The 23929-nt window shown below is 66.0% G+C and carries 24 protein-coding genes; 7 read left to right on the top strand and 17 right to left on the bottom strand.

The genetic code is table 11. The annotated features are described in order from the left end of the window. The first annotated feature begins 6 nt into the window (after positions 1–6). Positions 7–1827 carry a DUF459 domain-containing protein gene (locus BRADO_RS05085; RefSeq protein WP_041756115.1) on the top strand — a complete coding sequence of 607 codons (1821 nt, stop codon included), beginning with the start codon at positions 7–9 and terminating at the stop codon, positions 1825–1827. Positions 1828–1931: 104 nt separating this feature from the next. On the opposite strand, the gene BRADO_RS05080 is transcribed toward BRADO_RS05085, so the two are convergent. From BRADO_RS05080 to BRADO_RS05070, 3 genes are all read right to left on the bottom strand, one after another. Then, positions 1932–2297 carry a CsbD family protein gene (locus BRADO_RS05080; protein WP_009029865.1) on the bottom strand — a complete coding sequence of 122 codons (366 nt, stop codon included), beginning with the start codon at positions 2295–2297 and terminating at the stop codon, positions 1932–1934. A 76-nt stretch (positions 2298–2373) separates the two neighbouring features. Next, positions 2374–3108: an SDR family NAD(P)-dependent oxidoreductase gene (locus BRADO_RS05075; RefSeq protein WP_011924245.1), complete on the bottom strand. Its 735-nt coding sequence runs from the start codon at positions 3106–3108 to the stop codon at positions 2374–2376. A 101-nt stretch (positions 3109–3209) separates the two neighbouring features. Then, on the bottom strand, positions 3210–4304 hold the full coding sequence (locus tag BRADO_RS05070) for a PQQ-dependent sugar dehydrogenase (protein WP_011924244.1): 1095 nt from the start codon (positions 4302–4304) through the stop codon (positions 3210–3212). Positions 4305–4600: 296 nt separating this feature from the next. On the opposite strand from BRADO_RS05070, the gene BRADO_RS05065 reads away from it, so the two are divergent. Together BRADO_RS05065 and BRADO_RS05060 are read left to right on the top strand one after the other, a co-directional pair. Further along, the gene (locus tag BRADO_RS05065) at positions 4601–5380 is read left to right on the top strand and encodes an SDR family NAD(P)-dependent oxidoreductase (protein ID WP_041757316.1); all 780 of its coding nucleotides are present in this window, start codon (positions 4601–4603) and stop codon (positions 5378–5380) included. A gap of 137 nt (positions 5381–5517) precedes the next feature. Beyond that, on the top strand, positions 5518–6405 hold the full coding sequence (locus tag BRADO_RS05060; RefSeq protein ID WP_011924242.1) for a TauD/TfdA family dioxygenase: 888 nt from the start codon (positions 5518–5520) through the stop codon (positions 6403–6405). Positions 6406–6698: 293 nt separating this feature from the next. Here the strand turns inward: BRADO_RS05060 and BRADO_RS05055 are convergent, their stop codons facing one another. Beyond that, positions 6699–7349: a YqgE/AlgH family protein gene (locus tag BRADO_RS05055; protein WP_041756114.1), complete on the bottom strand. Its 651-nt coding sequence runs from the start codon at positions 7347–7349 to the stop codon at positions 6699–6701. A gap of 137 nt (positions 7350–7486) precedes the next feature. Between BRADO_RS05055 and BRADO_RS05050 the strand changes: the two genes are divergently transcribed. The 3 genes from BRADO_RS05050 to BRADO_RS05040 all read left to right on the top strand — a co-directional run bounded on the left by BRADO_RS05050 (position 7487) and on the right by BRADO_RS05040 (position 10640). Next, entirely contained in the window at positions 7487–8326 is an 840-nt protein-coding gene (locus BRADO_RS05050; RefSeq protein WP_011924240.1) for a protein-disulfide reductase DsbD domain-containing protein, read from the top strand. 101 nt (positions 8327–8427) lie between these two features. After that, positions 8428–9804, top strand: a complete 1377-nt coding sequence (locus tag BRADO_RS05045; RefSeq protein WP_011924239.1) for a lipopolysaccharide biosynthesis protein — start codon at positions 8428–8430, stop codon at positions 9802–9804. A gap of 176 nt (positions 9805–9980) precedes the next feature. Then, positions 9981–10640 carry a L,D-transpeptidase gene (locus BRADO_RS05040; RefSeq protein WP_041757315.1) on the top strand — a complete coding sequence of 220 codons (660 nt, stop codon included), beginning with the start codon at positions 9981–9983 and terminating at the stop codon, positions 10638–10640. A gap of 30 nt (positions 10641–10670) precedes the next feature. On the opposite strand, the gene BRADO_RS05035 is transcribed toward BRADO_RS05040, so the two are convergent. The 13 genes from BRADO_RS05035 to cysG form a co-directional block, all read right to left on the bottom strand. After that, on the bottom strand, positions 10671–10922 hold the full coding sequence (locus tag BRADO_RS05035) for a SemiSWEET transporter (RefSeq protein WP_011924237.1): 252 nt from the start codon (positions 10920–10922) through the stop codon (positions 10671–10673). A 231-nt stretch (positions 10923–11153) separates the two neighbouring features. After that, the gene (locus BRADO_RS05030; RefSeq protein ID WP_011924236.1) at positions 11154–11945 is read right to left on the bottom strand and encodes a 3-hydroxybutyrate dehydrogenase; all 792 of its coding nucleotides are present in this window, start codon (positions 11943–11945) and stop codon (positions 11154–11156) included. A gap of 4 nt (positions 11946–11949) precedes the next feature. Beyond that, positions 11950–13125: a patatin-like phospholipase family protein gene (locus tag BRADO_RS05025; protein WP_011924235.1), complete on the bottom strand. Its 1176-nt coding sequence runs from the start codon at positions 13123–13125 to the stop codon at positions 11950–11952. Between the two features lie 146 nt (positions 13126–13271). Next, the gene (locus BRADO_RS05020) at positions 13272–13787 is read right to left on the bottom strand and encodes a CAP domain-containing protein (RefSeq protein ID WP_011924234.1); all 516 of its coding nucleotides are present in this window, start codon (positions 13785–13787) and stop codon (positions 13272–13274) included. A 445-nt stretch (positions 13788–14232) separates the two neighbouring features. After that, positions 14233–15270 (bottom strand): sulfate/molybdate ABC transporter ATP-binding protein, encoded by a 1038-nt coding sequence (locus BRADO_RS05015; RefSeq protein ID WP_011924233.1) that lies wholly within the window; start codon positions 15268–15270, stop codon positions 14233–14235. After that, positions 15260–16162 (bottom strand): sulfate ABC transporter permease subunit CysW, encoded by a 903-nt coding sequence (gene cysW / locus BRADO_RS05010; protein ID WP_011924232.1) that lies wholly within the window; start codon positions 16160–16162, stop codon positions 15260–15262. Before cysW ends, BRADO_RS05015 begins: the two co-directional genes overlap by 11 nt. Before the next feature lie 9 nt (positions 16163–16171). Continuing rightward, positions 16172–17005, bottom strand: coding sequence for a sulfate ABC transporter permease subunit CysT (gene cysT / locus BRADO_RS05005; RefSeq protein ID WP_011924231.1), 834 nt, complete (start codon positions 17003–17005; stop codon positions 16172–16174). A gap of 44 nt (positions 17006–17049) precedes the next feature. Continuing rightward, positions 17050–18039, bottom strand: a complete 990-nt coding sequence (locus BRADO_RS05000) for a sulfate ABC transporter substrate-binding protein (RefSeq protein WP_041756113.1) — start codon at positions 18037–18039, stop codon at positions 17050–17052. Positions 18040–18245: 206 nt separating this feature from the next. After that, a complete protein-coding gene (locus BRADO_RS04995) occupies positions 18246–18971 on the bottom strand; it encodes a phosphoadenylyl-sulfate reductase (RefSeq protein ID WP_041756112.1) in 726 nt (241 codons plus the stop codon). After that, positions 18968–19486 (bottom strand): DUF934 domain-containing protein, encoded by a 519-nt coding sequence (locus BRADO_RS04990; RefSeq protein WP_011924228.1) that lies wholly within the window; start codon positions 19484–19486, stop codon positions 18968–18970. The genes BRADO_RS04995 and BRADO_RS04990 overlap by 4 nt, the downstream gene beginning before the upstream one ends. Beyond that, on the bottom strand, positions 19473–21128 hold the full coding sequence (locus tag BRADO_RS04985) for a nitrite/sulfite reductase (RefSeq protein ID WP_011924227.1): 1656 nt from the start codon (positions 21126–21128) through the stop codon (positions 19473–19475). Before BRADO_RS04985 ends, BRADO_RS04990 begins: the two co-directional genes overlap by 14 nt. A 10-nt stretch (positions 21129–21138) precedes the next feature. Continuing rightward, positions 21139–21453, bottom strand: a complete 315-nt coding sequence (locus BRADO_RS04980; protein WP_011924226.1) for a DUF2849 domain-containing protein — start codon at positions 21451–21453, stop codon at positions 21139–21141. Beyond that, complete coding sequence (gene cysG, locus BRADO_RS04975) at positions 21454–22884, bottom strand: siroheme synthase CysG (RefSeq protein ID WP_011924225.1); 1431 nt, start codon at positions 22882–22884, stop codon at positions 21454–21456. A 234-nt stretch (positions 22885–23118) separates the two neighbouring features. On the opposite strand from cysG, the gene cysD reads away from it, so the two are divergent. Beyond that, the gene (gene cysD, locus BRADO_RS04970; RefSeq protein WP_041757313.1) at positions 23119–23913 is read left to right on the top strand and encodes a sulfate adenylyltransferase subunit CysD; all 795 of its coding nucleotides are present in this window, start codon (positions 23119–23121) and stop codon (positions 23911–23913) included. Positions 23914–23929: the final 16 nt, after the last annotated feature.

Here is a 23929-nt window from a genome sequence, read left to right as displayed (position 1 = left end):
GTGCGCATGTCAAAGCTGAAATCCATCCTGAAGCTGCTGAACGAGCCCGGCCCGGCGGTCGTGCTGGCCGTTGTCGTCGCCATGCTGGTCGGCATCACTGGCCCGGCCTCGGCCCAATTCTTCAACTTCAACCCGTTTGCCTCGCCACGACCGGCGCCGCGCGGCGGCGGCGGTGGCGGAGGCTGGTTCGGCGGCGACTTCTTCTCACCCTACCAGCCGCAGCAACCCAAGAAGGTCATCCAGGATTATTCCAAGGCGCCGGCGCCGGAGAAGCGCGACAATGCCGCCGCGCCCGAGCGCTACGTTCTGGTGCTCGGCGACGGCATGGCCGACTGGCTCGCCTATGGTCTCGAGGACGCCTATTCCGAGCAGCCGGACATGGGCGTGACCCGCAAGATCAAGACCAATTCCGGCTTGATCAAGTACCAGCCCAAGGGCGAGCCGGCCGACTGGACCGCAGCCGCAAAGAGCATTCTGGCAACCGAGCGCGCCGACGCCATCGTGATCATGCTCGGCCTCAACGACCGCCTCTCGATTCGCGAGCCGGCGGTCGAGAAGACCGACAAGCCGGACGACAAGAAGGCCGCGGCCGACAAGGCCAAGAAGGAGGCCAAGGCCAAGCCTGGGGATACGAAGCCGGGTGATGCCAAGGGAGCCGACGGCAAGCCGGGTGATGCGAAATCCGGTGATGCCAAGTCCGACGCCAAGTCCGACGCCAAGTCCGACGCCAAGGCCGATCCGAAGAGCGACACGGCCGCCAAGCCGGCCGACAGCGAGCTGCCGCAGGACGAGGCCGACAACGATACGCCTGTCATCGCCGCCCCGGAGAAGACGCCGCGCGCGCCGGGCGCGCTGTACGAGTTTCGCGACGAGCGCTGGGTCGAGCTCTACACCAAGAAGATCGAGGAACTGATCGCGGTCGCCAAGAGCAAGGGCGTTCCGGTGCTGTGGGTGGGCCTCCCGGCCGTGCGCGGTCCGAAGGGCACGGCCGACATGCTGTTCCTGGATTCGCTGTATCGCGACGCCGCCGGCAAGGCCGGCATCACCTATGTCGACGTCTGGGACGGCTTCGTCGACGAAGCCGGGCGCTTCCTGCAGAAGGGCCCGGACTTCGAGGGCCAGATCCGCCAGCTGCGCTCCTATGACGGCGTCTATTTCACCAAGCCCGGCGCCCGCAAGCTTGCCCACTATGCCGAGCGCGAGATCAACCGGCTGCTGGCCGCCCGCTCCACGCCGCTGGAACTGCCGACCGAGCCGGCGACCCCGGACGCCAATGCCGTTCCGGGTCAGCCGGCGCCGCGCCCGGTCGCCGGCCCGATTCTGCCGCTGGTCGCTTCGTCCGTCGGCACCGATCAGTTGCTGGGGGGACCCGGCTCACGCCCAGCGGCGGTGGATGCGCTGGCCTCGCGAACCCTGGTCAAGGGCGAGGCGCTGAGCCCGCCCGCAGGGCGTGCGGACGATTTCATCTGGCCGCGCCGTGAGGTCGGCCGCGAGCAGGCCAAGGAGCCGCCAAAGGAGCTCAACAAGCCGGATACGCCCGTCGCGGCGACATCGCCCACGGAGACGCAGCAAACGGCTCCCGGCCAGCTTCCGCCGCAGCAGCGGCCAAAGCGGCTGACGACCCCCGGGGCCCCGGGCCAAACTCAACAGCCGAATCAGAACGGCCAGGCCGGCCAGGGGCTCCGCGACTTCTTCGGCTTCGGCGCGCCGCAACAGCAGCAGCCGGCCCCGGCCAGGCCGCCGACGGCGCGTAATCCGAACGCCCCGCCGCGTCCACCGGCTGCGGTCGGCCGTTCGGCCGCGGTGCTCGACGGAGCTCCGCGCTGACATGACGCAGCCGCTCGCAACGCGCGAGCGAGACAACGAAACGGCCCGCATTCGCTCTCGAATGCGGGCCATTTGTTTGGTCCAAATCGCTGGCTGTGATCAGCTCAGTAGCGCCAGCGCTGCGGCTGCGGCCGGCTCGGACGCATCAGCATCGCCAGCAGGAAGCCGATGCCGCCAGCGACCAGCAGGGCGCCCATCGGGTTGTCCTGCACGCGCTTGGTGAGCGCCTGGGTGCCGTCGCGCAGGCTGTCGGTGCTGCTGCCGAACGTGTCCTTCGCATAGTCCATCGCGGCATCGCCGGCCTCGCGGGCGGCGTCCTTGGCCTGGCCGTAGAGGTTCTGTACGACGCCCGACGCCTCGCGCGCGCGGCCAGACGCCTGCGTGCTCTTGTCGCCGGTCATCTCGCCGATGCCGCCCTCGACCTTGCCTGCGACATCCTTCGCCGTTCCGGTCAACCGATCCGTATCCATCGCCGCCTCTCCTTGTCTCGCGTTTGCGGGGCTTTCCGCTCTGCTAACTGGCTCGGGCGGCGACGGTTCCGACGAACTACAAAATCAGCCCGCCATCGACAACGATGGTCTGGCCGATGATGTAGGACGACAGCGGTGAGGCGAGAAACAAGGCCGCACCGGCCATGTCCTGCGGCGTACCGAGCCGCTTCAGCGGAATCCGCTGCAGGGCGCCTTCGAGGCGCTGCGGATTGGCGGTCGTCACCTTGGTCATCTTGGTATCGACCAGACCCGGCGCGATACCGTTGACGCGAATGCCGTCACCGGCCCACGCCTCCGCCAGCGTCCGCGTCAGCCCGACGGCTCCGGTCTTGGAGGCATTGTAAGCGGGATTGCCCATCGTCGAATGATACGCCGCCGTCGACGACACGATGATCAGCGCACCCTTGGTATCACACAGCAGGCCGTGAAACTTCGTCGCGCAGGCCATCAGGCTGATGAGATTGACCTCCATCACCTTGCGGAAGCCGTCCATCGCGAACTCGCCGCGGCGATACAGCACCGCGCCCTGGGCCAGCACCAGCACGTCGAGCCGGTCGAGGCCCGGCGCGAACGCTTCGATGGCTGCGGCGTTGCTGACGTCGAGTTGATGATAGTCGAGGCCCTCGAGATCGGAACCATCCTCGGCGCGGTAGTCGGCCGCACGGGTCCGCGTGCCGCAAATCGCGACGCGGGCGCCTTGCGCGCGGAACGCCTGCGCGATGCCGTTACCGATGCCGCTGGAGCCGCCGATCACCAGCACCCGTCGCCCTGAGAAATCCAGCGCGTTCATCTCCCCTGCCCTCGTCTTGTTGTTTGTTTCGACGTGCGTGGAGAGCAGACCCCACGCTGTCAACGCGGCCGCGGCTTGCGCCGACGCGCTGCAGACCCCGTCTATTTCGCCGGCGTCAAGCGTCGCAGGCGGCCGGGCGAGTCGTCCTCGATGATCCAGACGGCACCATCCGGCGCGATCGCGACGTCGCGGATGCGCTGGCCCATGTCCCAGCGCTCGGCTTCGTCCGGCTGGCCGTCGGCGCGGAACGCCACGCGCACCAGCGCCTGCGACCGCAAGCCTCCGATCAGCGCGGATCCCTTCCATTGCGGAAACATCGCGCCATCGTAGAAGGCGAGGCCGGCCGGCGCGATCACCGGGTCCCAATAGAGCGGCGGCGCCGTCAGATCCGGCCGCGTTGCATGGCGCGGAATCGGCGTGCCGTCGTAATTGTCGCCATTCGAGACCAGCGGCCAGCCGTAGTTCTTGCCCGGCTCGATCAGGTTGAGTTCGTCGCCGCCGCGCGGTCCCATTTCGTGCAGCCAGAGCTTGCCATCCGGCGCGAATGCGAGGCCATAGGGATTGCGATGGCCCGTCGTCCAGGTCTGGGCCGGCACGCCCTTGTCCTCGGCGAGCGGATTGTCCGATGGCGTGGAGCCGTCGAGATTGAGCCGGAGCACCTTGCCGCGCGCCTGCCGCGGATCCTGTGCGCTGGTCGGCTGCATGCGGTCGCCGACCGTAAGGAACAGATGCGTCCCCTGCGGATCGAAGGCGATGATGCCGCCGGGCTGGCCACCGCCGCCGGCCGGCGTCTGGCGCCAGATCACGGTCGGATCCGTCAGCGCGGTGCGATCAGTGACCAGCGACAGAACGGCCCGGGTCAGAACGAGGCGGCTGCCCTCCGTGCTCGGCTCCGTGTAAGTGATGTAGATCTGCGATGTCGTCGCGAAGCTCGGCGAGACGGCGACGTCCAGCAGACCGTTCTGTCCGCGTACCGCCACCGCGGGGACGTTGCCGATCTCGGTTTTCTCGCCGCTTGGGGTGACGACGAAGATGCGGCCCGGCTTCTCCGTCACCAGCATCCGCCCGTCCGGCAGGAACGCGATCGCCCATGGCGTATCGAATTTGGCGATGTTTTCCGCCTTGAAGGGTTGGCTCGTGCTGGGCCGGCGATTGCCCGCATTGATGCTGTCGGCATGCGCATGAGAGATCGCCATGAGCCAGCGGCCACGAACGCCATGAATGTCTTTCGCGAGGCCATGATGACTCCGTTTGAGCTTGCGGGGGCAACGCACACGCAGTGCGTCAGAGAACGTGGGGACTTCCGCGCCGGATGATAGGTGGCACTGCGGCAAAGTTGAGTGAGCGGCATCTGCACGGTGCTTCGCGTCGGCCAGATCGATACCAGGCCGTAGCGTAGATGCGCATGTCCGACGCGCGCCTACCGCACCGATGTGTTTGATGCTAATTCGATCATGAGATCGTGATGCAGGAATTTCCGCGGGCCGCAAATATGTCCGACCACAAGCAGCTCAGCCGATCGGTGAAGGGATTGACCGTCCTGGTGACGGGTGCGGCGTCCGGCATGGGCCGCGCGACCGCGCGGGTATTCGCGGATGAAGGCGCGCAGGTCGCAGTGACCGACATCGACGAGAATGGCGCGCGCGCCGTTGCGGCTGCTATCGTCGCCGCGGGCGGAACTGCGCGAGCCTGGCCGCTCGACTTGACGGATCGCGATGCGATCTCGGCCGTCGTCAGCAGCGCGGCTGCGCAGTTCGGCGGCCTCGACATCGTCGTGAACAATGCCGGCATCTCGGTGCGGGTGGCGATCGACGATGAGACCTATGACGAAGCCTGGGCGCAAGGGCTCGCGGTGATGCTGACTGCGCAGCAGCGCGTCATCCGCGCGGCGCTGCCGCATCTGCGCCGGTCCAAGCACCCACGCATCGTCAATATCGCGTCCACCGAGGCGCTCGGCGCCACCGCGTTGCACAGCGCCTATTCCGCAGCCAAGGCCGGCGTGACCGGGCTGACGCGCTCGCTCGCGGTCGAGCTCGGCCGCGACGGCATCACCGTGAACTGCATCTGCCCTGGACCGATCACGACCGCGATGACCGCGCGCATCCCCGACGAGCAGAAGGCGATCTATGCGCGGCGCCGCACCGCGCTCGGCCGCTACGGCGATCCCGAGGAGGTCGCGCACATCACCCTGAGCCTGTGCCTGCCGGCAGCCTCGTTCATCACCGGCGCGGTGATCCCGGTCGATGGCGGGCTGATGGCCCGCAACGCCTGACATCTGCCGCGCTGGCATGACAGCCGTGCGCGCGTCTCCCCGGTGCCTGCGTTGACTTCGCAGAGCGCCGGCGTAGCCTTTCGGGTGAGAAGCGGACCGACAGATCCGCCGCGACGAGGACACGCAAGGAGAACGCCATGGCCATCGCCATCCGGCAGCTACACCCCCATTTCGTCGGTGAAGTCTCGGGCGTGGATCTGCGCCATCCGCTCACGCGCGATGAGGTCGCGGAGCTGCAGGCCGCGATCGATCACTACGCGGTGCTCGTCTTCCACGATCAGGACATCGGTGACGAGCAGCAGCTCGCCTTTGCGCTGAATTTCGGCGACCGGGAGAAGGCGCGCGGCGGCACCGTGACGAAGAAGGAGGACTACCGTCTCACCACCGGCCTCAACGACGTCTCCAATCTCGGCAAGGACGGCAAGCCGCTGCCGCCGGATCATCGCACGCATCTGTTCAACCTCGGCAACTGCCTGTGGCACTCCGACAGCTCGTTCCGGCCGATCCCGGCGAAGTACTCGATCCTGTCGGCGCGCATCGTCAACCCGAAGGGTGGCAACACCGAATTCGCCGACATGCGTGCGGCCTACGACGCGCTGGACGAGCAGACCAAGGCCGAGATCGATGATCTCGTCAGCGAACATTCGCTGATGTATTCGCGCGGCTCGCTCGGCTTCCTCGACTACACCGACGAGGAGAAGAAGATGTTCAAGCCCGTCAGGCAGCGGCTGGTCCGCACGCATCCCGCCCACGGCCGCAAATCGCTGTATCTGTCATCGCATGCCGGCGCCGTGGTCGGCATGAGCATGCCGGAGGGACGGCTGCTGCTGCGCGATCTCACCGAGCACGCCACGCAGCCGGAATTCGTCTACGTGCACAAATGGCGACTGCATGACCTGGTCATGTGGGACAACCGCCAGACCGTGCATCGCGTGCGTCGCTACGATCAATCGCAGCCGCGCGACATGCGCCGGGCCACCGTGGCCGGGACGGAGCCGACGGTCGCGCAGCAGGCTGCGGAGTAGCGCTGGTTCAGCGACTTCGTTCCGGAGAGGCCGTCATTGCGAGGAGAGAAGCGACGAAGCCATCCAGAGGGGTCGCAGGGCTCTGGATTGCTTCGCGGAGCCCTCTTACCTCGGCGCGGAGCCTGGCCGTCTCCACCGCTGTCATGCTCCGCGAAGGCGGAGCCTCCAGGACGCCGTGGCAGACGATCTCGAGCCGAGATGTCATGGCGTACCGGATCGTCCGCCTGCGCGGACGATGACAGCTCGGGTCTGCACCTCCGGTCAGACCGGACCAAAGTATTGGAAAAGCCGCCTTACGCGTGGCCCGCGGCGTTGGACAGCATGCCCGGATCGATGCCGATCTTGCGCAGCGCCAGATCGTATTTGCTTTCGACATTGTCACCGAAAATCAGCTCAGGATCGGCGTCGCAATGCAGCCAGCCATTGTCCTGGATCTCCTCCTCGAGCTGGCCCGCGCGCCAGCCTGCGTAACCGAGCGCGAGGATGGCGTGCTTCGGCCCCTGGCCCTTGGCAATCGCCTTGAGGATGTCGATGGTCGTCGTCAGGCAGACGCCGTCATTGATCTTCAACGTGGCGTTGGCGATGAAGTAGTCGCTCGAATGCAGCACGAAACCGCGGCCGGTATCGACCGGACCACCGCTCAGCACCTTCATCGTCTCGGCGCTGTCAGGCAGCGTGATCTGGTCGCTCTTCCCGATGATATTGAGTTGCATCAGGAGCTGCGGGAAATCGATGCTGCCGGCCGGCCGGTTCACCATGATACCCATGGCGCCCTCCGCCGAATGCGCGCACAGATAGATCACGGAGCGCTCGAAACGCGAATCGCCCATCACCGGCATCGCGACCAGCAGCTGGCCATCGAGATAACCGCCGTGAGAGGCTTGATCGCCGATCCCGGTGACTTTGCGGCGAATGTCGCCGAGCCGTTTTGCTTCAGGATTCATCCGCAAGGACTCTCATGATCGCTGATATCCTGATATTGGGATGCGCATCTGTCAATCAAGGTTCAGGTCCCCGCAGCGAAAACTGCCTCACAAGCAATTCAATGGTTTGCGGCTGAACAGCACACTAAAGACGTTTCATGTCCGCCTTGGTTCCTCACCACTCCGCCACACTGTTGATCGCCGCAATGCTGTCGAGCTCGCTCGCGGTCGACGCGCGCGCGCAGGACTCCTCCCCCTGGCAGCGCGACAGCCACTCGGCCGTGCGCCTGCTCGCAGGCTCGCGCAGCGGCCCGGTGCTGCTCGGAGGCATCGCGATCCAGCTGCAGCCGGGTTGGAAGACCTATTGGCGGACGCCCGGCGATTCCGGCGTGCCGCCGCGGTTCGACTTCTCCAAGTCGGAGAACGTCGAAGCCGTGACGGTTCTGTGGCCGGCTCCGACCAAGTTCGACGACGGCGCGGGCGGCCATTCGCTCGGCTATCATGACCAGATCGTGCTGCCGCTGCGCATCGTCAGCAAGAGCGCGGACAAACCGATGATCCTGCGCGCCGACATCAGCTACGCGGTGTGCGAGAAGATCTGCATTCCGGTGGACGCCAAGGCCGAGCTCGCCTTCACCAGCGTCGCCAGCACCGAGGACACCGCCCTGTCGGCGGCCCTCGATGCCGTGCCCAAGCCCGCCAATATCGGCGACCCCAATCCGGTCACGATTCATGACGTCAAGCGCGACGGCAAGAAGGATGTCATCGTCGACGTGGCGGCGCCCGAGGGGCGCGGCGTTCATTTGTATGTCGAAGGACCGACGCCGGACTGGTCGCTGCCGATCCCGACCGCGCGCGACAGCGGCACGCCGGGAATCACACGCTTCGCCTTCGAGCTCGACGGTGTGCCGCCGGGCGTGAAGCCCGATGGTGCAGCGCTGAAGTTCACGCTGGTCGGGCCGGACAAGGCCTACGAGTTCAACGTCAACCTGCCGTAATCGCGCCTTCGGCGAGCCGGGGCTGGCGATCCAACCGATTCTTAACGATGCGTTGATAGGAAGCCCCATCGCCGCCAGCGCGCGGCCGTGGAGCCCGTGCCGTGGCCGTGATGGACACCCGCAACGACCCCGTTTCCCCAGGCCTTCTCGCCCGGCTGAAGACACGGCTTGCCGCGCTTGGCGGCAGCGGCGAGGCCTCGCTGACGCGGCGGCTGGCCGGCACCATCTTCCTCATCCGCGTGCTGAGCGCCGGCCTGGCCTATCTCAGCCAGATCCTGCTGGCGCGCTGGATGGGTGGCTCGGACTACGGCACCTACGTCTATGTCTGGACCTGGGTGCTGCTGCTCGGCAGCATGCTCGATTTTGGCATCGCCTCGTCGGCGCAGAAGATCATCCCGGATTACCGCGCGGCGAACCAGCACGCGCTGCTGCGCGGCTTCCTGTCCGGCGGCCGCTGGCTCACGCTCGCCACGTCCGGCTGTGCGGCGCTGCTGCTGGCCGGTCTCCTCGCCCTGCTGTCGCCGTGGATCGACGACAGCGAGCGCCTGCCACTGTACATCGGCTGTCTCACCCTGCCGGCCTTCGTGGTCGCCAACACCCAGGACGGCATCGCGCGCTCGCATGACTGGATGGCGCTCGGCCTGATGCCGCAATTCATCATCCGGCAGACGCTGATCATCGGCTTCACCGCAGGCGCCTTCGTGCTCGGCTTCGATCTCGGCGCGACCGCGGCGATGGCCGCGAGCGCCGCCGCCGTCTGGATCGCGATGCTCGGCCAGATGCTGGTGCTGAACAATCGGCTCGATCGCCATGTCGAGAGTGGACCGAAGCAGTATGACCTCAGAGGCTGGCTCGCGATCTCGCTGCCGATCCTGCTGGTCGAGAGCTTCTATCTCCTGCTGTCCTACACCGACGTGCTGGTGCTGCAGCAGTTCCGCTCATCGGAGGAGGTCGGCATCTATTTCGCGGTCGTGAAGACGCTCGCGCTGGTGTCGTTCATCCATTACGCGATGTCGGCGACCACGGCGCATCGCTTCGCCGAGTATCACGCGCTCGGCGACAAGGCGCGGCTGTCGGCCTATGTCGCGCATGCGATCAAATGGACGTTCTGGCCGTCGCTGGCCGCGACCCTGGTGCTGCTCGCGCTGGGCAAGCCGCTGCTATGGCTGTTCGGCGCGCAGTTCACGGCCGGATATGACATCATGTTCATCGCCGCGGTCGGGCTCGTGGTCCGCGCGGCCATCGGTCCGGTGGAGCGGCTTCTCAACATGCTGGGCCAGCAGCGCGCCTGTGCTTCCGCTTACGCGGCGGCGTTCGTCTTGAACCTCGTGCTCTGCATCCTGCTGGTGCCGCGCCTCGGCGGACACGGCGCCGCGGCCGCAACCTCGCTATCGCTGGCGTTCGAGACCGTGCTTCTGTTCCGCATCGTCAAGCAGCGGCTGGGCTTGCACGTTCTCGCCTTCGGCAAGGCGTCCTGAGGGAACCACGGTGACGTAACAGTTGCGTCATCTTGTCCTCCGCTTGACGGAACTAAGAGCGTCGCCCCGGCAAGGATTGCCGTGCGCGACGATCACGCAAGTGTTGAGTGCAACGCCTTGATATTGGCGCGATCCTTCGAGCACATGGTTTATACCGCGCGTTGGGGGAGATCGAGATGCCGAGACTGGGGCTCGCAGTGGTGCTGGCTGCACCGTTGTTGTTGGCGGGCTGCATGGAGGCGACGCTGTCGCCAACCACGGATGCCGCGCTGACTCCGCGCGACCGCCAGCTCCTGGCGCGCGCGCCTTACACCGAAGCGCGGATCCCCGAGCAATTCCAGCGTCACATCGTTGAATATACTCGGCAGGAACAGCCGGGCACGATCGTCGTCGATACCGATGCCCGCTTCCTCTACTACGTGCTTCCCGATCGCAAGGCGGTCCGCTACGGCGTCGCCGTGGGCGAGGAGGCAATGGCCTTCTCCGGCGTCGCGACCGTCGGCAAGCTCGCGGAATGGCCGGACTGGGTACCGACCGCCGACATCCAGGCGCGTCTCGGCCCCTATCCGAAGCGCGTCGCCGGTGGTCCCGCCAATCCGCTCGGCGCCCGCGCGATCTATCTCTACGAGGGCAACAAGGACACGCTCTACCGCATCCACGGCACAAACCAGCCGGAATATATCGGCCAGGCGATCTCGTCGGGCTGCATCCGCATGACCAATATCGACGTCGCCGACCTCTACAACCGCGTGCAGATGGGTTCGACCGTGGTCGTGCTGCCGCCGGGCCAGAGCGTCGCGTCGTCGTCCGCAAACGCCTTCGCGCGCCGCATCTGACGGCGGCGGCCGGTCAGGGCGCGGCGGGGCCTAGCCGTAGCGCAGCTTGAGGCCGAGGATCGCCGCGACGAGTGCCAAGGTGATGGCATTCGCGAGGACCAGCGGCAGGTCGCCGATCAGCGCGCCGTACAGCAGCCACATCGAGTTGCCGGTGGTCAACAGCACGAACATGCCAGTGGAGATGTCGTGGGTCGAGCGCGATCGCCAGGCCTTGATCACCTGCGGCAAAAACGAGCTCGTGGTGCAGACGGCGGCGCCAAGGCCGATGAGGGTGGTGAGCAAGGTGACGAGTCCGTGCGCTGGTCGTGAAAACGCAGCGCTTGTAGAACGGCCCGCGCCGAAGCGAAACCCGCTCCGGCGCGAAATTGCGTTTGGGGTGCACGGCCAACGTCCCCCATGGTCATTCCCCGCGAAGGCGGGGAATCCAGTACGCTGCGGCCGTTCGGTGGCTCACGACTGCCGGTGAGTACTGGATCGCCCGGTCAAGCCGGGCGATGACAACGGAGAGAGTTGTTACTCCGCGGTCCAGCCGCCGTCGATCGACAGGTTGGTGCCGGTGATCTGCGCCGCCTCGTCGCTGCACAGGAACAGCGCAAGCGCGGCGACCTGGTCGACCGTCACGAATTCCTTGGTCGGCTGCGCAGCCAGCAGCACGTCGTGGATGACCTGCTCCTTGGTGAGGTTACGGGCCTTCATCGTGTCCGGGATCTGCTTTTCGACCAGCGGCGTCCAGACATAGCCCGGCGAGATGCAGTTGCAGGTGATCTTGAAGGTGGCGAGCTCGAGCGCGACCGTCTTGGTCAGGCCGGCGATGCCGTGCTTGGCCGAGACATAGGCCGACTTGAACGGCGAGGCGACCAGGGAGTGCGCCGAGGCGGTGTTGATGATGCGGCCCCAGCCGCGCTTCTTCATGCCGGGGACGGCGGCGTGGATGCCGTAGAACGCGGAAGAGAGATTGATCGCGATGATCTGCTCCCACTTCTCCGGCGGAAAATCCTCGACCGGCGAGACGAACTGGATGCCGGCATTGTTGACGAGGACGTCGACCGAACCGAACGTGGACTCGCCGAGCGCGATCATGCCGGCGATCTCGGCCGGCTTGCTCATGTCGGCCGGCGAGTGCACCGCCTTCACCTTGAACTCGCTCTCGATGCTGGCGCGCTCCTTCTCGATGTCATCGGGCGCGCCGAAGCCGTTGAGCACGATGTTGGCGCCGGCCGAGGCGAAGCCGCGGGCGATCGCAAGCCCGATGCCGCTGGTCGAGCCGGTAACCACCGCGGTCTTGCCCTTCAAATTCGTCGTCATTGCTTCACTCCTTTTTGGCGGCAGCCAGGTTGCCGTCCTGCGTGAGATCGTAGGTCACCATGGTTTCGCCGGACTGGGGGCGCTCCAGCTGGTCCTTGTGGCGCATCGACGAATGCACGTCGCGTACGCCCGCCTCCCAATGCTCGACCATCGCGACATGGGAGAAATCGTAGTCCTTCGACGACGTCTCGTAGTTCTTGCTGCGATAGATCAGGTGCACCACCGTCACGGTGTTCTCCTGCGCGGCCTTGCACAGGACCTCCAGCGACGGATCGTTGCGCAGCTCCTCCGGCAGCTTGGCATAGAGCTCGCGAAACGCCTTGCGCGTATTGTGGATCATCCGGTTCTTGTCGGTGTTCATCCGCGTGCGGCTGGAATAGCGGATGTCCTTCTCGCGCTCGGCCGCCTCCAGCAAGGTGCGCGGCAGGTCGCCCCGCGCGGAGAACAGATCGACCTGGAAGATCAGCAGGTCGCGGCCGGTCTCGGTGTCGAGCACGTAGTCGAGCGGCGTGTTGGAAGCGATGCCGCCGTCCCAGTAATGCTCGCCGTCGATCTCGACCGGCGGGAAGCCGGGCGGCAGCGCGCCGGAGGCCATGATGTGCTCGGGCCCGATCCGCTTGCCCTGCTTCTTGAATTCGACATTGTCGAAATAGGTGAAGTTGCCGGTGGTGACGCCGACGGCGCCGACCGACAATCGCGTCTTCAGATCGTTGATGCGGTCGAAATCGACCAGCCGCTCCAGCGTCCGTTTCAGCGGCGCGGTGTCGTAATAGCTGACCGATTGCGGCGTGCCGGCCGGCCACAGCGGCGCCGGCGGAAAGCGCGGCGTGAAGAAGCCGGGCACGCCGAAGGCAGCGATCAGTCCGGCGCTGATCTCGTTGAACGCCGAACGGTGATGATCGCCATTGACCAGCGGCTTCCACGGCACCGGCGAGGAGACCATGTGCCAGAACTCCTTGAGCCGCTCGATGCGCTTCTCGCGCTCGTTGCCCGCGATGATCGCGGAGTTGATGGCGCCGATCGAGATGCCGGCAACCCATTCGGGCTCGAAATCGAAATGACACAGCGCCTGATAGGCGCCGGCCTGATAGGAGCCGAGCGCGCCGCCGCCCTGCAGGACGAGCACGCGCTTGGCATCGGAGGGAGTCGTCGGCGGAGCCGGCAGCGGATGATGATTCATGTCAATCGATCGGTTATCAGCAGTTGCGCCAAGGTGGCGTGAGTTCCTGATAACGTCAAATCAACCTCCGGAATAGGTCGCTTCCGGCCAGCGGGGGGGCCTCACCGGACAGGGCGTGCCGCCCACGCAGGGAGCAGCAGTGCCCGTCAGGAAGGCTTCCTGCTGTCAGGCGCGGCCAGGATCATGGTCCAGAAGACCTTGTATTTCGTATTCGGAGCATAGCTCGCGGCAATGCCTATTTTTGTGACACCGCTCTTGAGCATGTTGGCGCGATGGGGCGGCGAGTCGCGCCAGCCCGAAAAAGCTTCCGCCAGCGTGTGATAGCCCGCCGAGACGTTCTCCACCGCGACGGCGGCGTCGTAGCCCGCGCCGTTCAGCCGCTTGGCCAGCGGCGCGCGGACGTCGTGATCGAGCTTGTTCTTGTCCGCCATCGCCTGCGACTGCGACTCCGCAAGCCGCATCAGCTCGGGATCGACCTCCACCGTGCCGAGCCCGTTGTTCTGACGGTATTGTGAAATCATCGTCGCCGCGGCCAGCGCATCGAGCTTCGCCCCCGCGACCGCCATGTCGGCATACATCGTCGGCGCCTGCACCACCGGAGTCTCGGCCGCGCAGCCGGCGAGCAGGAGTGCGATGGAGAGAGCGAGTGCGCGATGCTTCAATGAACCGATCCCTGTACCGATGAGAGAGGCGGGTTGTTGCACATCAACCGTGGCTGAAAGGTGAATCGACGGTAAGTTCCATCGGTTCAATTGCAGCCGTTCCGGCCGATTAAGGGTTGGTCAACCATAAGCCCGGATCGGTCAAGCCACGGTCGGCGCCACATTCCCGCTGTCGTCCCGGCCGACGAGCCGACAGCCAATGTTGTGACGAGAACGGCGCCCCACCCTCGGTGTCGTCCCGGCCAACGAGCCGGGACCCATACTCCGCGGCGGATGTGGTGGAACGCGATGCCGCTCCAGCCTGCCTCAAACAAACGTCACGGAGTATGGGTCCCGGATCGGCGCCCGGCAACGCTGGCGCGTTGCCGGGCTTGTCCGGGACGACACCATGTTGGGTCGAGGTCTGTGATCAACTAACGGTGGGCGAGCCCGAGCGCGACCGCCGCTACCCGCCGGCGAAAATCCGATAATGCCGCGGCTTCAGGCCGATGCGGTCGCCAATGCGGAGCTCGCGGTCGCGGGGGGCGTCGATCTCGATCGTGGAGCCTTCGGTCAGCGCGATCTCGGCGCGTTGCACCGGGCCGAAGCTACGGACGTGGGTGACGGCACCATGCAAGGTGCCGCTCTCGGCCGGACCGATCAGCATGTCATGCCGGCGCACGAACAGGGTCGAGGCGCCGGCGGTTGCGCCGGCTGCAGCAATGTCCAGCGGTCGGCCGTTGAGATGCACGGCCCCGCCGGTGACCTCCACCGGCAGCATGATGGACTCGCCGATGAATCCGTGCACGAAGGCGGTCGCCGGGCTGTCATAGACGTCGCTCGGCGACCCCACCTGCTCGATGCGGCCCTTGTCCATCACGACGACCCGGTGCGCGACCTCGAGCGCCTCCTCCTGGTCATGCGTGACGAAGATCGAGGTGACGTTGATCGAGTGGTGCAGGGTGCGCAGCCATTGCCTGAGCTCCTTGCGCACCTTGGCATCGAGCGCCCCGAACGGCTCGTCGAGCAAGAGAATGCGCGGCTCGATGGCGAGCGCACGCGCCAGGGCGATACGCTGGCGCTGGCCGCCGGAGAGCTGACTCGGATAGCGGTCGGCGAGCCAGTCGAGCTGCACGAGGTCGAGCAGCTCCTTCACCCGCGCGCGGATCTGCGCCTCGCTCTTGCGGATCTTGCGCGGCTGCACGCGCAGGCCGAAGGCGACGTTCTCGAACACGCTCATGTGCCGGAACAGCGCGTAGTGCTGAAACACGAAGCCGACATGGCGCTCGCGCGCGCCGCGGTCGAGCGCGTTCTCGCCGTCGAACAGGATCTCGCCGGCATCAGGCCATTCCAGCCCGGCGATGATGCGCAGCAAGGTCGTCTTGCCCGAGCCGGACGGCCCGAGCAGCGCCAGCAGCTCGCCATTGGCGACCTTGAGGTCGACGCCGTCGAGCGCCTTGAAGGTCCCGAAGGTCTTGACGACGCCTCTCGCTTCAATGGTCATGAGGCATGTCCTCGTCGATGTTACGTTCGAGAATGGTCTTGGCAATCAGCGTGATCAGCGCCAGCATCGCGAGCAGCGAGGCAATCGCGAACGAGGCCACCATCTGGTACTCGTTGTAGAGAATCTCGACCAGCAGCGGCATCGTGTTGGTCTCGCCGCGGACATGACCCGACACCACCGACACCGCGCCGAACTCACCCATCGCCCGCGCATTGCACAGCAGGACGCCGTACAGCACGCCCCATTTGATGTTGGGCAGCGTGACGCGGAAGAAGGTCTGCAGCCCCGAGGCGCCAAGCGAGATCGCCGCCTCCTCTTCCTGCGTGCCCTGCTCCTGCATCAGCGGAATCAGCGCGCGCGCGACGAAGGGAAACGTAACGAAGATGGTGGCGAGCGCGATGCCCGGGAAGGCGAACAGGATCTGTAGACCGTGCGCCTGCAGCCAGGGTCCGAAGAAGCCCTGCGCACCGAACAGCAGCACGAACACCAGACCCGAGATCACCGGGCTGACCGAGAACGGCAGGTCGATCAGCGTGATCAGGAAGGTCTTGCCGGGGAAGTCGAACTTCGCGATCGCCCAGGCGGCGGCCAAGCCGAACAGCAGGTTGGTGCCCACGGACACCGCCGCGACACCCAGCGTGAGACGAATGGCGGACCAGGCCTCGGGGTCGGCCAGAGCTGAAAAATAGGCCACGACACCCTTGCCGAACGCCTCGACGAAGACGACGACCAGCGGCAGCACGACAAAGATGGACAGGAAGGCGATCGCGAGCGTGATGATCGCCAGCCGAACGACGGTCGGCTCGGCGCGCGGATCGCGTCGGGCGGCGCTTTCGGCCAGGCTGCGCGCCGAGGCATCCGGCGTCCGTTGCAGGGTCATCTCGATGCTCATGTCGCGGCCTCAGGTGGACGCCTGGGTCTGAGCCCAGCGCTGCAGGCGATTCACCGCGAAGATGATCACGAATGCCACCACAAGCATCACCACTGCAATGGCCGTGGCGTCGGCATAGCGGAACTCGGACAGGCGGATCACGATCAGGAGGGGGGCGATCTCGGAGACATTCGGGAGATTGCCGGCGATGAAGATCACCGAGCCGTACTCGCCGACGGCCCGGGCAAAGGCGAGCGCGAAGCCGGTCAGCAGCGCCGGTGTCAGGCTCGGCAGGATGACCTTGGTGACGATGTGCCAACGGCTGGCGCCGAGGCTCGCCGCCGCTTCCTCGATCTCGGGATCGAGATCGATCAGCACCGGCTGCACGGTGCGGACCACGAAGGGGATGCCGATGAAGATCATCGCGATGAAGATGCCGAGCGGCGTGAACGCCACCCTGATGCCGGCCGCCGCCAGCGGCGCGCCGAGCCAGCCCTTCTGCGCGAACAGCGCGGTCAGCGCCACGCCGGCAACCGCGGTCGGCAGCGCGAACGGCACGTCGACGATGGCATCGAACAGCCGCCGGCCGGGGAAGCGGTAGCGCACCAGCGCCCAGACGACGATGGTGCCCATCACCAGATTGACGAGCGCCGCCGCGAACGACAGCCCGAACGAGATCTTGAGCGCGCTCAGGGTGCGCCGGCTGGTGACGATGTCCCAGAACTGCGCCAGGCTGAGATCCGTCGAGCGGACGAACAGCCCGGCCAGGGGAATGAGGACGATCAGGGACAGCCAGGTCAGCGTCAGTCCCATGGTGAGACCGAAGCCCGGCAAGGTGCTGCGTCGCGGTGCAAGGACGCTCAAGACGCCACCTGGCTCATTCCGATGTCCCTACTTCCTGCTCGTCATCAGTTCTTGTAGATCTGATCGAACACGCCACCTTCGCCGAAGTGTTCCTTCTGCGCCTTGGTCCAGCCGCCGAACACGTCGTCGATGGTGAACAAATCGACCTTGGCGAACGACTCGGCATACTTCTTGGCGACGTCGGCATCACGCGGACGATAGAAGTTGCGTGCGGCGATTTCCTGACCGTCCTTCGTATACCAGTACTTCAGATAGGCCTCGGCGGCCGCCTGGGTCCCCTTCTTGGCCACGACCGTGTCGACGACGGCGACTGGCGGTTCTGCCAGGATCGACAGCGACGGCGAGATGATCTCGAACTTTTCCTTACCGAATTCCTTCAAGGCCAGATAGGCCTCGTTTTCCCAGGCGAGCAGGACGTCGCCCACGCCGCGTTCCACGAAGGTGACGGTCGCGCCGCGGGCGCCGGTGTCGAGCACCGGAACGTGCTTGTAGAGATCGGCCACGAACTGCTTGGCCTTATCGGCCGAGCCGGCCTTCTTCAGCGCATAGCCCCAGGCGGCGAGATAGTTCCAGCGGGCGCCGCCGGAGGTCTTCGGATTGGGCGTGATCACGTCGACGCCCGACTTGAGCAGGTCGTCCCAATCCTTGATGCCCTTCGGGTTGCCCTTGCGGACCAGGAACACGATGGTCGAGGTGTAAGGCGAGGCGTTCTGCGGCAGCCGCTTCTGCCACTCCTTGTCGAGCAGCCCCTTGTTGGCGATGGCGTCGATGTCATAGGCGAGCGCCAGGGTGACGACGTCGGCCTGCAGGCCGTCGATCACGCTGCGCGCCTGCGCGCCGGAGCCGCCATGCGACTGCTTGATCTCGACGCTCTTGCCGGTCTCCTTCTGGTAGCTCGCGGCGAACGCCTTGTTGAACTCGACATAGAGCTCACGGGTCGGATCGTAGGACACGTTGAGCAGATTGACGTCCGCCGCATAGGCCGATCCCGCCCATGCCAGGCCCGCCACGACAGCCAGAACACGTCGCATCATCGAAGCTCTCCATTTCCAGGCCCGCGATGGTGCAGGCGTCTCCTGCAGATCGCCGGATGTGCACGTCAGAGTCAACGAAACCGGATTTTCTTGTTTCCGATCCGACATTGGCATTTTGCTACGTCATGCACGGCGATGGGATGACTGTTCTTTGCCGCGAGACAATGTCGTCACGACGGCCTGAGCAGCCCGCGCGCCGGGCCCAACTACACCGCCGGTGTCGCAATCGTGTGGATGCCGCACTCTGTCTTGCCGCGACCGCGCCAGCGGCCGGCGCGCTCGTCCTCACCCGCGTCCGAGCGGCTGGTGCAGGGCATGCAGCCGATCGAACGGAAGCCGGAGGCCACCAGCGGATGCTGCGGCAGATTGGCCGAGCGATAGATCTCCGCGATAACCTCGCGACTGACATTGGCGAACGGGTTGAACTTCATCCGCGCGCCGTCCTGCTCGACCACGGCAATCGCCGCGCGCAGGCCACCCTGGAAGCGCTTGCGGCCGTTGATCCATCCGGTGAATGGCGCCAGCGCGCGGGCCAGCGGCTCCACCTTGCGGATGCGGCAGCAGGTGTCGGGATCGGAGAACCATAGATCGTTATCGGCATCCTCGCGCGCCAGCGCCGCGGCATCCGGCTCGATCGAGCGCACGTCGCGCAGACCGAGGATGTCGATGAGCTGGTCGCGATAGCCGAGCGTCTCCGCAAACATGTGCCCGGTGTCGAGAAAGACCACGGGAATCGCCGGATCGACATCGGCGGTGACTTTCAGCAGCGCCGCCGACTCCGAGCCGAACGACGACACCACCGCGAGCCGATCGCGGCCGATCACCTGAAGCGCCGCTTCGATGACCTCGGGCGGCGTTGCGTTGCGCAGCGCCGCATCAAGCGCCGCCACGGACGTGTCATCGGCCTGATGTGATGCGGCCAGCGTGCTCATAGCCCGGCGCGCTCTGCGTGACGCTGTTGCAGCCGCTGATGCAGCGCCGAGATGCGGCCGTCGCCGGCCGGCTGGTAGAACACCGAATAGCGCTTCACGGTCTCTGTGAAAGCCTCGGCGTCGGCCTGCTTCTTGACGTCGAACGCATCGAAGCCGGCGCGCAACATGAACACGAACTGGTCGCGCAGCACCTGCCCGGTGGCCCGCAGCTCGCCCCGGTAACCGTAGCGCTCGCGCAAGAGACGCGCCTGAGTATAGGCGCGGCCGTCGCGGAAACTCGGGAACACCAGCGCGACCAGCGCGAGCCGGTCGAGATAGGGCACGAGATCGTCGATGTCGCGATTGTTCGGCCAGATCACGCCGAGCTTGCCGCCGGTGCGGCCGACCAGCGCGTCGGGACCGGCAAGAAACCGCGTCTCGGAGACGAGGATCGCGCCTTGCGCCGGCAGCTCGGCATCGTCGGTGACGCGGACGAACTCGTCCGCGATGATGTGTCCGCCCTTAACGAGTGGCATAGACCCGCTCCCTGAATGGTTCGACCCCGAGCCGCTTCACCGTGTCGACGAACAGCTCCTCAGGGCTCACGCGCAGCGCAAGATAGGCTTCGACGATGTCCTCGACGACATCGGCAACTTCGGCGTAGGGCACCGCAGGGCCGATCAAGGTGCCGAGCTCGGCGCCCTCGTCGGCGCGGCCGCCGATGGTGATCTGATAGAATTCCTCGTTGTTCTTCTCGACGCCGAGGATGCCGATGTGCCCGACATGATGGTGGCCGCAGGCATTGATGCAGCCGGAGATATTGATGTGCAGCCGGCCGATCAGGTTCGCGGTGTCGTGGTTGGCGAAGCGGCGCGTGATCTCCTGCGCGATCGGAATCGAGCGCGCATTGGCGAGCGAGCAGTAGTCCAGGCCCGGGCAGGCGATGATGTCCGAGACGAGGTTGACGTTCGGGATGGCGAGCCCGATCGCCTCGAGCGCCTTCCACACCGCCGGCAGGTCGCGCTTGCGCACATGCGGCAGCGCCAGATTTTGCTCGTGGCCGACGCGGATCTCGCCGAACGAGTATCTGTCGGCAATGTCGGCCAGCGCATCCATCTGGTCGGCGGTCGCGTCGCCCGGCGGCTTGCCGACCGGCTTCAGCGACACCACGGCGATCGCGTAGCCCTGCTGCTTGTGCGGAAAGACAGAGTTCTTGCGCCAGGCCTCGAACTTGGCATCATGGGCGGCCTGCTTCAGCTCGTCCGGCATGTGCGGCAGCGTCTCGTAGGCCGGATAGAAGAAGCGCGAGCGGATGTCCTCGACGATGCCCTGATCGAGCTTGAGCACGCCGTCGCGGATCTGCTGCCATTCCTCCTCGACCTCGGCCGCGAACTTCTCGATGCCAAGCTCGTGGACCAGGATCTTGATGCGCGCCTTGTAGATGTTGTCACGGCGGCCGTACTGATTGTAGACGCGCAGGATCGCCTCGACATAGCTCAGAATGTCGTGGCCGTGCACGAACGGCTTGATGGTCTTGGCGATGAAGGGCGAACGGCCGAGGCCGCCGCCGACCAGCACCTCGAAGCCGGTCTCGCCCTGCTCGTTCTTCTTCAGACGCAGGCCGATGTCGTGGATCTTGATCGCGGCGCGATCGTGCTCGGACGCCGTGATCGCGATCTTGAACTTGCGCGGCAGGAACGAGAATTCCGGATGCAGGGTCGTGAACTGGCGCAGCAGCTCGGCCCAGATGCGGGGATCCTCGACCTCGCCCGGCGCGACGCCGGCCCACTGGTCGGAGGTGACGTTGCGCATGTTGTTGCCGGAGGTCTGCATCGACTGGATGCCGACCTCGGCCAGATCGGCCATCGCATCCGGCAGCTCGGCGAGCTTGATCCAGTTGAACTGGATGTTTTGCCGGGTCGTGAAGTGGCCGTAGCCGCGATCGTAGCGGCGCGCGACATGCGCCAGCCGGCGCAGCTGATCCGACGACAGCGTGCCGTAGGGAATGGCGATGCGGTACATGTAGGCGTGCAGCTGCAGATACACGCCGTTCTGCAGCCGCAGCATCTTGAACTCGTCCTCGGTGAGCTCGCCCGAGAGACGGCGCTTCACCTGATCGCGGAATTCGGCGACGCGCTCGTTGACCAAAGTGCGGTCGATGTCGTCATAAGCATACATGAGAAGGCCTTCAGGCTTGAGCCGGGAGCGCGATGGTGGCGCCCGTCAGCCGGATGTGTTCGCGCATGTTGCCGGGCTTCACCGCGCCGTCGGCGGCGACCTCGACCGGCGCGATATAGGGACCGATCGCGTTGAGATCATCGGCCACCGCCTCGGTCAGCAGCGCGCGCGCCTCGTCGGCGGTGCGCACGATCGCAGCGTCGGTGAGCTCATCGGACCAGCTCTTCGAACCGGTGCGATAGATCACCGCGCCGTCCCATGTCCGGTTCGCCGTGACGATCGAGGGACCGGTGATCTTGATCTTTTGTTGCAGCGGGGAGGTCATTCAGACGGGTTCCAGGAGTTTTGCAATCACGCCACTGAGAGTCTGCTGACGCCACGGCGCCGAATGCGCCACGACATCACCGATGATGAGGATGGCCGGACCGCCCTCGATCTTGGCGACGAGATCCGGCAATCGATCGAGCGTACCGACCGCGGCCTGCGCATCGGGGCGCGTCACGCGCGCGAACACGCCGACCGGCGTCTGCGGCGAGCGGCCCGCCGCGAGCAGGCCGGAGCGCACCGCCGGCGCCGCTGTCATGCCCATGTAGACGACGACGGTCATCTTGGTATCGGTCAGCGCCGACCAGTCGACCGCCTCGGCATCGCGCTCCTTGTGCGCGGTGAGGAAGGTGATGCGCAGCGCCTTGCTGCGGAAGGTCAAGGGCACCTCGAACTGCGCGGCGGCGCCGATGCCCGCCGTGATGCCGGGCACGATCGTGTAGGACACGCTCGCCTGGCGCAGCGCGTCGACCTCCTCGCCGCCGCGGCCGAACACGAAAGCGTCGCCGCCCTTCAGGCGCACCGCGCGCTTGCCCTCGCGCGCGGCGTCGATCAGCAGCTTGTTCACCGCGTCCTGGCCGATGCCGGGCTTGCCGACGCGGCGGCCCACCGGAACGCGCGAGGCGTCGCGGCGGATGCGGTCGAGAATCTCCGGCGTCACCAGCTCGTCGTAGAACACGACGTCGGCGTCCTGCAGCGCGCGCAGCGCCTTGATCGTCAAGAGATCGGGATCGCCAGGCCCGGCGCCGACCAGGGTCACATGCCCCTCGCCGCGGCCGGCATGATCGGCCCCCGCGAATGCGGTAGGATCGGCGATGCTGTTCAGCGCCGCCTCGGCGTCGTGCTTGCGGCCGGCCAGCACCAGCGCGCCGATCGGGCCATCGACAACACGCTCCCAGAAGCGACGGCGCAGCGGCATCTCCGCGATCCGCGGGTTGATGATCTTGCGGAAGTCGCCGATGAAACCCGCGAGCTCGCCGATCCGCGCCGGCAGCAGCGCCTCGATGCGCTCGCGCACGCGGCGCGCGACCACGGGCGACGAGCCGCCGGTGCCGATCGCCACCACGACGTCGCCGCGATCGACGATCGCCGGGAAGATGAAGCTGGAATGCGCGAGGTCGTCCATCACGTTGACCGGCAGGCCGACGCTGCGCGCCCGCGCCGACATCGCCACGCCGATATCGCCGGCGCCCGCGCACAGCACGGCGATGACGCCCGACAGGTCGGTGGTCAGCGGATCGCCGTCAGCGCGCGTGATCTGGCCATGATCGTCGTGCAATCCTCCGAGATCGAAATCGCCATCGGTCGCGAACCAGCGGATGCGCGCACCCGCGGACAGCAAGACTCTAAGCTTCGCGCGCACGAGCTCGCCCGCGCCGATCAGCAGCACGGGGCCGGTCTTCAGATCGAGAAACACCGGCAGATATTGCATTGCGCTCTTCGGCTTCGACTCTTCGGGGTTGACTGGAATTATTTTCTATATAAGTGTCACGCTACGGACGTAAAGAGAAAATTATTTCTTGGCTTCGCCATAGAATTTTCTCCCAAGCAGGCGATGGCTGATAGCATGCACATTCTCACAAACGACGTTTCCAGAGATCGGTTGCCCTCCTCCGAGCTCGAGCAAGCATCTTCCATGCCGCGCGTGCTGAGCGCCGCGCCGACGATGGATCATCTCGACCAGCTTGAGGCGCAGAGCATTTATATTCTCCGCGAGGCCTTTGCACGGCTGAAGAAGCTCGCGCTGCTGTGGTCGCTGGGAAAAGATTCCAACGTCATGATCTGGCTGGCGCGCAAGGCGTTCTTCGGCCGCGTGCCGTTCCCGGCGATGCATGTCGATACCGGCAAGAAGTTTCCGGAGATGTATGCCTTCCGCGACACTTACGCGCAGGAATGGGGCCTCGATCTCCGCGTCGAGCCCTGCCCGCCGATCGATGCCGTCGATCCGACCCTGCCTCCGGCCGCCCGCTCGGCCGCGCGCAAGACCGAGGGTCTGAAGATGGCGCTCGCGAAATACGGCTTCGACGGCCTGATCGCCGGCATCCGCCGTGACGAGGAGGCGACGCGCGCCAAGGAGCGCGTGTTCTCGCCGCGCGGCGCCGAAGGCCATTGGGACGTCCGCGACCAGCCGCCGGAGTTCTGGGACCATTTCAACGCCTCGCCGCCGCAGGGCGCGCATTTGCGTATCCATCCGATCCTGCATTGGACCGAGGCCGACATCTGGGCCTACACCGCGCGCGAGAACATTCCGATCATCCCGCTGTATCTGTCGAAGAACGGCAAGCGCTATCGCTCGCTGGGCGATCAGGACATCACCTTCCCCGTCGCCTCCAACGCCTCGAGCATCGCGGAGATTCTGGCCGAGCTCGAAAGCACCAAGGTGCCGGAGCGCGCCGGCCGCGCGCTCGACCACGAGACCGAGGACGCCTTCGAGCGTCTGCGCGTCGCCGGCTATCTCTGAAGCGGAGCGCGAGGGT

Source organism: Bradyrhizobium sp. ORS 278, assembly GCF_000026145.1.
Classification (GTDB): domain Bacteria; phylum Pseudomonadota; class Alphaproteobacteria; order Rhizobiales; family Xanthobacteraceae; genus Bradyrhizobium.
Note: the sequence above shows the minus strand (reverse complement) of the source record. Positions and strands in the feature narration are given on the sequence as shown.